This is a genomic window from Citrobacter sp. TBCS-15, from assembly GCF_005280815.1.
GTDB lineage: Bacteria > Pseudomonadota > Gammaproteobacteria > Enterobacterales > Enterobacteriaceae > Citrobacter > Citrobacter werkmanii.
Genome location: NZ_SZWK01000030.1, coordinates 1 through 3,246, shown reverse-complemented (window position 1 = coordinate 3,246; position 3,246 = coordinate 1). Strand labels below are relative to the sequence as shown.

Sequence of the window (3,246 nt, the reverse complement as noted above, 5' to 3'; positions counted from 1 at the left end):
AAGGGAGGCGGCGGTGAGCCTCCCTTGCACGTTCACGGGTATCTGCGCTTCAGAGAAATGACTCCGCTGAGGTGAACGGAACCCTGTGCTGCAATAAAATATTCTCCATAATGCTTAACTGACTGGCATTACAGCACCAGCTGTCCCTTTTCATTTTCAGCGCTGGCTACTGAGATAAAAATCATCCATTAACAGCGATTCCAGATACTGTTCATCCTCGCGCATAAAACTCACTATCAGGTTGACTGCCTGCGGGTAAAACCCCTGTTCATCTCGCGCCAGGCAGGCATCGCGTAGCAATGGCGCCCAGCACATCATATGGTGATGCAAAAAGTAATACTGTGCAGATACCGCCTCCTCTTTAGCAACCATCTTCGCCATCAATGCCAGTTGAATGGCGATATGATCGGATGGCTCATTTTCCCGCGCGGCCAGACCGTGTTCGATCAGCAGCACATTCATTTGCTGACGTTCTGCTGACGCGGTCGTATGCGGATAGTGCCCGGCATAGGGAGAAACTCCGCCAGGCGGTGCCAGCAGAAACAGCGAGGCAAAATCCGCGGCGAGTTCCAGCTGTCGGGAATCACGACGCAAAACCCGGGTCAGACTACGCTCAAAATGCTTAACCTTGCCAGACAATCCAGGAATCACCGCCAGTGAAATAATCCACGCCCGATTATCGCCGTTTTCAAGGCTGGCAAGTTGCTTTTCGTCCAGCTCACGGAATAGCAATTGCGAGAACCACTGGTACATGTCCGCCCGCTGCTGATGTATTTGGTTATGCTGCACTTCCCCCCTCCTCTTTTACTGTCTCCGGGCCACCGAATGCCGTTACCTGTGGGGCTTTCTGCTGATAACGTTCGACCTCCACCAGCACGGTATGCGCTGAAGGGCCTTGTGCCAGCTGTGAAGTACCAATATCGGCGCTCAGGACATTCGGGTCGCCATAGGTGCATAACGTCCCGGCTTTTCCACCTTCCTGCGGGGAATACCACGCCCCTTCATGAATGCGGATTACGCCTGGAGTGAAATCAGGGCTAATCACCACCCCAGCCAGCACCTGACCGCGGTCGTTGAATACGCGTGCAATATCACCTGCTTTCAGGCCACGGGCGGCGGCATCCTGCGCGCTGATATAAAGTGGTTCTCTTCCGGCAACCGCATAGGTGTTGCGAAACGCCTCGCTTGAGCACAGCTGAGAGTGCAGACGTTTATCCGGATGGCAGGATTGCAGATGCAGCGGGTATTTATTTTTTTTAGCGGAATGATTACGTTCAAACGGTTCCATCCATACCGGATGACCCGGACAGTCCTCGTAGGCAAAGCCAGCAATGGTTTTACTGTAGATTTCAATCAGACCTGAAGGCGTTCCCAGAGGATTGAGGTCTGGCTGGTCGCGAAACTCACCGTGACGCACCCACGGCAGTCCGGCCGGATATTCAATATATCCTTCACCCTGCCAGAATGTCGCAAAGTCTGGTAAAGAGACGCCGAGCGACGCACCCATCTTCACGCCTTCGTCATAGAGCGCTTGTATCCACTGCATTTCGTCACGGTTCTCGTGGTACACCGCTTCTTTGTCAAAGCGCTTACATAATCCGGCAAAAACGTCAAAATCATGCCGGGCTTCATATTGCGGTTTAACGATCTGATGCAGCGCCATCAGCCCTTTATTCGAATGCGTACCAAACTGTTCAATATCGTTGCGTTCAAAACGGGTGGTCACGGGCAGGACGATATCGGCAAATCGACACGACGCGGTCCATTGATGATCCAATACCACCACGGTTTCCAGCTTCTTCCACGCCTCGATCATGCGATTACGATCCTGCTGCGCATGGAATGGATTCGCCGCGCTGTAGATCGCCATTTTGATATCAGGCCAGGTTAACGTTTCGCCGTTAAAGGCAACCTTTTTGCCCGGCTCAAGCAGACAGTCAACGATGCGTGAGGTGGGGATATGCTCCGATGCGCCGCGAAAATCCGCTTTATACTTCGCCGGTGGAGGATTCGCGATCCCTCCCAGCCCGGAGAGTACAGGTCCGGCGGATGTCACCGTACCACCGCCGTTGTAATGCCAGCCAAACCCTACGCCCCCGCCCGGCAAGCCAATTTGCCCAACCATACTGGCCAGCACCACCAGCATCCAGGGATACTGTTCGCCATGATGCATGCGTTGTACGCACCAACCGCCCATAAATTGGGTCCGGCCTTTGACCAGCAGGCGGGCGAAATCACGGATCTGCTCCGCCGTCAGGCCACAGATTTCCGCTGCCCATTCGGCATTTTTCGGCTGCTTATCACTCTCCCCAAGCAGATACGGTAAAAACTGCTCAAAACCGACGGTGTAATCGTTGATAAACGCCGTGTCATACAGTTTTTCTTCATACAGGGTATGCGCCAGTGCCAACATTAGCGCGACATCGGTTTGAGGCCGAAGCGCCAGTTGTTCGCAGCCAAGATAGTTTTGCGATTTGCTACGCACTGGATCGACGCTGATAACACGCATTTTACCCTGCGCAACCGCCTCTTTAATTTGTTGCCAATAGCCAAACGCATCGTGATCGGGGACCAGGAACTCGATCTGCAGGTTCTTGATCGGATCGCAACCCCACAGCACGATGGTATTACTGTTCTGAATAACCAGCGGCAGTGACGTTTGCTGTTCATAAACTTCCAGCGAACCAATCACATGCGGCAAGATAACCTGCGCAGCTGCTGCAGAGTAGTCGCCAACGGTCGTCACATAGCTACCATGCAGGCCAAGTCCTCTGTCCATCGCCCCGCCCGCTTTATGGTATTTTCCCACCATTTGCCAGTCAGCCAGCCCGGTAAATACCCCCGATGAGCCGTAGGTTTTTTGTACCCGTTCCAGCTCGTCGTAAAACAGATCCAGCGCCTGATCCCAGCTTACCCGCACAAAACGATTATCTCCGCGCTGGCTGCGATCCGATTTCTCACGCTTGCGTAACCAGTCCAGACGAACCATTGGATAACGCACCCGCGACGGGTTATAGACCACTTCACGCACCGCGTTCAGCATATCGCAAGGGTATTTGTCATGTTTGAAAGGCCGTGTTTCCAGCCACTCGCCGTTGACCACTTTGGCTTCAAAAGCGCCATAATGCGAACCGGATTGAATCCACTTTTCGGGGTTTTCTCCCGCCGCCCATACTTTTGAGATCAGCGGATTCGGTGCCAGAGCACTGGCTGCGCCCACCGCCAACATACCGCTCAGAAAACGGC

Annotated in this window: 2 protein-coding genes; both read right to left on the bottom strand. The window is 53.7% G+C overall.

The window, feature by feature from the left end; genetic code table 11:
- Nucleotides 1-156 precede the first annotated feature (156 nt).
- Nucleotides 157-789, bottom strand: coding sequence for a molecular chaperone TorD (gene torD / locus FDW96_RS02795; protein ID WP_042307276.1), 633 nt, complete (start codon nt 787-789; stop codon nt 157-159).
- Nucleotides 779-3,246 (bottom strand): trimethylamine-N-oxide reductase TorA (torA, locus tag FDW96_RS02790; RefSeq protein WP_252362847.1); only part of this gene is annotated, 2,468 nt, incomplete at its 5' end. The genes torD and torA, both read right to left, overlap by 11 nt.